This window comes from Rhodococcus sp. ENV425, from assembly GCF_002887785.1.
Taxonomy (GTDB): domain Bacteria; phylum Actinomycetota; class Actinomycetes; order Mycobacteriales; family Mycobacteriaceae; genus Rhodococcus; species Rhodococcus aetherivorans.
Window position 1 is genome coordinate 555 of sequence record NZ_PCZU01000220.1, and the last position, 4,899, is coordinate 5,453.

Sequence of the window (4,899 nt, forward strand, 5' to 3'; positions counted from 1 at the left end):
TGTCTTCGAAGCGCCGCGCGGCCGACCACTGCTTCAGCTCCACCACGACATACGACACGGCCCCGGTGGCCGGATGAGTGCCGGCGAGCACCACGTCGGCACGCTGCGAGGTGAGCGGCAGATGGTACTCGAGCAGCATCTCGACATCGCCGAGGCCGGCATCGACGAGATCCTGCGCAAGCACCGGCAGGCTTCGGCTCCACGACTTCTGTTCGGCCTGACTGGGACGATGACCGGTGCGAAACAGCATCTGCTCCAACAACTGCTCCGCCAGCGAATCGGGCCGATCCAACTCGGCGATCCGGCGGGCAGATGTACGAAGCAGCGTCACGGTCAGGTCCCCTGGGCAGCACGAATTCAGTCGTGCGGGTGGGGACATGTCCGGGACCGCTCATCGCAGCGGAAGTCCGTCGGGCCGCAGTGGAGAGGCTAGCGGAGGGCTGCTCCCCGATGACACCGGCAGGGTCACCCGTCCGGCAGGATGAGCACATGATGTCGCTTCTCGCCGCGCCCCTCGGAGCCGCCCGCATCGCCCTGGACCGGACCGTGGAGGTCGCCGAGTTCGCGGTGTCAGTTCCCGGGCGGGTCACGAGCCTGTTCGAGGCCACCGAGGCGCTCGTCGCCCGCGTCGACGACGTGGTCACCGACGCCCGCGCGATCGTCGCGCGCATCGATGAGGTCGTCACCGACGCCCGCGCCGCCGTCGGCCGGGTCGACGAGGTCATCGACAGCAGCTCGACGGTGGTCGGCGACGCCGCGGCCGTGGCCCACCGGGCGCAGGATGTGGTGTCGTCCGCCGGCCGCACGTCCGACGCGGCCGGCGAACTGCTCGACACCTACGCGCCGATGGCGACGCGGGCCGCGCCGCTCGCGGGCCAGTTCATCGAGGAACTCAGCGCCGAGGAGGTCCACGCGGCCGTCGTCCTGCTCGATCAGCTGCCGGAGCTCGCGGACCGGATGACGGCCCTGATGCCGATCCTGGGCACGCTCGAGAGCGTCGCCCCGGAGATCCACGAGCTGCTGGGCGTCGCGAAGGACGTGCGGCAGGCGATCGTCGGCGTCCCGGGCTTCAACTTTCTGCGCCGTCGCGGCGAGGACAAGGAGAACGGCGACGACGACTGACGATCACGGCTGGACGAGGATCTTGACGTTCTCCTCCTTGTTGGTGATCAGTTCCTCGAAGCCGTCCTTGACGATGTCGTCGAGCCCGATCCGGCCGGTGATGAACTGGTAGGGGTCGACCTTGCCGGAGGCGATCATCTCGATCGTGGCGGGATGATCGTTCGCGTAGGCGAGGCTGCCGAGCAGGTTGACCTCGCGGAAGACGAGGTCGTTCATGGCAACGCTCGCCTCGTGGCCCCAGATCGCGACGTTCACGCACGTGCCGCCCGCCCGGGTGGACTGGATAGCGGTCTTCAGGACCGCGTCGATGCCGGCGCATTCGAAGGAGACGTCGGCGCCACGGCCGCCGGTCAGCTCCAGCACCTGCTCGGTGACGTCGCCGTCGCGCGGGTCGATGATGTGGTCCGCCCCGGCCGGCTCGGCCTTCTTCTTCCGCACCTCGGCCGGTTCGACGACGATGATCTGCTCGACGCCCGCCGCGCGCAGCGCCGAGGTGGTGACGAGCCCGATCGGCCCGGCCCCGAACACGAGCGCCGAGTGGCTCGGCCGCGCACCCGAGAGCCGCACGGCGTGGTACGCGACGGCGAGCGGTTCGACGAGGGCGCCGACGTCGGTGCCGAGTTCGCCGAGCGGATGAATCCAGCGCCGCTCGGCGACGACGTACTGCGAGAAGCCGCCGCCGTATCCGGACAGGCCCACGAATCCCAGTGTGCTGCACACGTTGTAGCGGCCGTTGCGGCAGGCGTCGCAGCGGCCGCAGATGATGTACGGCTCGACGACCACCCGGTCGCCCACCCGCACGTCGTCCACGCCGTCGCCCACTTCCGCGACGACACCGGCGAACTCGTGACCGAGGGTGATCGGCACGGTCTCGCCGGTGATGGGGTGCGGTGCGTCGGCGGGCGGGGCGAAGATCGGGCCCTCGAGGTACTCGTGCAGGTCGGTGCCGCAGATACCGCACCACTCGACCTCGACCTTGACGGTTCCGGGCCGGGTCGCCGGTTCGGGGACATCCTCGACCCGGATGTCCCCGGGGCCGTGGAAGCGGGCTGCCTTCATGGGTCGATCTCCTCGCTGTACGGGCGTCGGACCTGTTCGGCCATGTCCGACGCGGGACCATCCGGGTGCGCCGCTACCGAGGCCGGCGCGTGATCCAGAACACAGCGCCGGCGTCGCCGCAACAAGTGTTGCAGTGCGTTGCGCCGCGGCGCCGCCGCGCGACGGGTGTGGTGCCGGCCACACAATTCGGCATATGCTCACCGCAACCCGACCGACGAGAGACGGAGACAGTGGGCAACTTCAGCGCCATCGAACCCGGCACCGACCTGCATCGATACGCGCGTGAGCTGGCGCGCATGCACGATGCGGTCATCGGCGGCGGCCGGTCGCCGCTGCGGCCGCGGTCGGTGGTGGCCCGGTCCTGGTCCCGGGTGCTCGTCGCGGGGCTGGCTCCGGACGGCAGCAACGCCCGCGCCCTGCTGCCGCTCGCCGAGGTCGAACGGCGCCGGCGGAACTCCCCGCTGTCGGGGGTGATCGGCGACCTCGAGCAGGTGGTGTGCTCCGTGGCCGAGGCGTCGCACATGTTGATGGTCGTGACCGACGCGGACGGGATCGTGCTGTGGCGGGCCGGGTCGGCCAAGGTGCGCAGCCGCGCCGACAGCCTCGGATTCAGCGAGGGCGCCCGGTGGACGGAGGCGACCGTGGGGACCAATGCGATCGGGACGGCCCTCGCCGAGGCCGCCCCTGTACAGCTGTTCTCCGCCGAGCACTTCGAGCAGTCCCAGCACCCCTGGTACTGCACCGCGGCACCGATCCACGATCCGCGCACCGGGGAACTGCTCGGCGTGGTCGACGTGAGCGGCCCCGCCCTGACCATCCATCCCACCATCAGCGCGCTCGTCGAGACGGCGGTGCGGCTCGCCGAGGCGCAGCTGTGGCGGTTGCACGAGAACCGGCTCGAACGGCTGCGCACGGCCGCGGCGCCGGTGCTCGCCTCGATGAGCGGGCCGCTGCTGCTCGTCGACGAGCACGGGTGGGTGGCGCACGCGTCGGGCGTTGCGGCCACCAAGCGCGTGGCGGCGCCGACGTCCGAGCGGACCTTGAGCGTGCCCGGCCTGGGCCTGTGCGTGCCGGAGCAGCTCGCGCACGGCTGGCTGATCCGGCCAGCGGGTGGCCCGGCGCGGATGGCGATCGAACTGGACCTGTCCGGCACGCCGACGGTCGTCGTCAGCGGCGCCGACTCGGCGTGGCGCAGCCCGCTGTCCGCCCGGCACGCCGAGATCCTGCTCCTGCTGCACCTGCGGGGGCCGCAGGGAATGACGGTGACCGAGGTGAGCAACGGCATCTACGGCGACCCGGACCACGCCGTCGCGGTGCGGGCGGAGGTGTCCCGGCTGCGCCGCGTCCTCGGCTCCGTCGTCGAGAGCCGGCCCTACCGGCTCGCCGACTCGGTCGACATGACGCTCACCCTCGGAACGGCCGAACGCCTCGCGGACTGCGCGTTCGTCCGGCACGCGACCAGCCCGGCCGTCCGCGCGCTCGCGGACGGCCGGTGAGAGCTCAGGCCCGGTAGGCGTCCGTCCCGGCCCGGCTGAGCACCAGACGCGGCAGCACCGCACGGGAGGACAGCCGCAGCACCGCATCGACGAGTTCGACGACGTCGTTCACCTCGAGCATCTCCTCGGCGGGGATGCGGTCCTTGATCCAGTCGGACATGTCGGTGTCGACGTAGGCGGGTGCGATCGCGGACGCGCTGACACCGTTGCCGGACTCCTCGGCGTTGAGCGTCTCGACCAGAGAGATCAGCGCCGCCTTCGTCGCACCGTACACGGCCAGGCCGGCCTCGGCGTAGACCCCGGTGATCGACGACAGCGCAACCACTTTCGCACCGCGGCCTGGGGCGGCGGTCGCGGCCTTGCGCAGCAGCGGCAACGATGCCTGGATCAGGGCGAAGGGGGTCTCGAAGTTGACGGACACCGTCTTGCCGAAGCGCCGCATCGGGAACTCGGCGATGGTGCCGGCGGTGCCGACGCCGGCGTTGAGCACGAGCGCCCGCATGCTGCCGAACGTCTCCTCGTGCGCCGCGACGACGCGTGCCGCGGTGTCCGGGTCGCCGAGGTCGGCGGCGACGACCCGGACCTCGGGCGCACCGGCGTCGCGCAGGCCGGCGGCCACCGCGTCGAGCCGCGCCTCGTCGCGCGCGGTGAGGGTCAGACCGTAGCCCTGCTCCGCGAGGCGGGTGGCGACACCGAGCCCGATGCCGCGGGATGCGCCGGTGACCAGGGCGCTGGGGTTCACGAGATCGGTTGTCACGCTGCGCCTCCCCGCAGTGCCTCCAGGCCGGCGGCCGCGAAGACCGGTACGGCCTCCCCTGCCCGGTCGAAGCCGTCGCCGACGGTCGCCCCCACGCGCCAGCGGTGGTTGATGCCCTCGGCGATGACGGCGAGCTTGAAGTTCGCCAGGCCCATGTAGAAGTTCCAGTGGGCGAGTTCGCGGCCCGTCGCCACCGCGTAGCGCTGTGCGAGGTCGTCGGCCGACGGCAGGCGCGGGCTCGTCCACGCGGCGGATTCGCCGAGCACCTGATCGAGCGCGGGGTTGCGGTACACGCACATCAGGGCGACGTCGGTGAGCGGGTCACCGAGCGTGGACAGTTCCCAATCCACCACCGCCGCAATCTTTCCGGCATCGGCAGGATCGAGAATGGTGTTGTCGATCCGGTAGTCGCCGTGCACGATCGACGCCGCCGACGACGCGGGGATCGCGTCGGCGAGGGCGGCG

General features: G+C 71.4%; 5 protein-coding genes and 1 pseudogene. 2 read left to right on the top strand and 4 right to left on the bottom strand.

What is annotated here, in order from left to right:
• Positions 1–331, bottom strand: a pseudogene (locus tag CQZ88_RS31385) (ATP-binding protein); the annotation flags it as partial.
• Positions 332–489: 158 nt separating this feature from the next.
• Between CQZ88_RS31385 and CQZ88_RS19080 the strand changes: the two are divergent.
• Positions 490–1,122 (top strand): hypothetical protein, encoded by a 633-nt coding sequence (locus CQZ88_RS19080; RefSeq protein WP_006939950.1) that lies wholly within the window; start codon positions 490–492, stop codon positions 1,120–1,122.
• A 3-nt stretch (positions 1,123–1,125) separates the two neighbouring features.
• Here CQZ88_RS19080 and CQZ88_RS19085 read toward each other — a convergent pair whose 3' ends face one another.
• The gene (locus tag CQZ88_RS19085) at positions 1,126–2,181 is read right to left on the bottom strand and encodes a 2,3-butanediol dehydrogenase (protein ID WP_029546450.1); all 1,056 of its coding nucleotides are present in this window, start codon (positions 2,179–2,181) and stop codon (positions 1,126–1,128) included.
• A gap of 230 nt (positions 2,182–2,411) precedes the next feature.
• On the opposite strand from CQZ88_RS19085, the gene CQZ88_RS19090 reads away from it, so the two are divergent.
• On the top strand, positions 2,412–3,677 hold the full coding sequence (locus tag CQZ88_RS19090; protein WP_006939953.1) for a GAF domain-containing protein: 1,266 nt from the start codon (positions 2,412–2,414) through the stop codon (positions 3,675–3,677).
• A gap of 4 nt (positions 3,678–3,681) precedes the next feature.
• On the opposite strand, the gene CQZ88_RS19095 is transcribed toward CQZ88_RS19090, so the two are convergent.
• Positions 3,682–4,434, bottom strand: coding sequence for an SDR family oxidoreductase (locus tag CQZ88_RS19095; RefSeq protein WP_006939955.1), 753 nt, complete (start codon positions 4,432–4,434; stop codon positions 3,682–3,684).
• The coding region (locus CQZ88_RS31390; protein ID WP_258008679.1) for a phosphotransferase at positions 4,431–4,899 on the bottom strand (469 nt) is incomplete at its 5' end. The genes CQZ88_RS19095 and CQZ88_RS31390, both read right to left, overlap by 4 nt.

What these genes read in the sequence shown, in the direction of transcription:
- CQZ88_RS19085 (WP_029546450.1), bottom strand. Translation starts at nt 2,181, where the DNA reads ATGAAGGCAGCCCGCTTCCACGGCCCCGGGGACATCCGGGTCGAGGAT.
- CQZ88_RS19080 (WP_006939950.1), top strand. Translation starts at nt 490, where the DNA reads ATGATGTCGCTTCTCGCCGCGCCCCTCGGAGCCGCCCGCATCGCCCTG.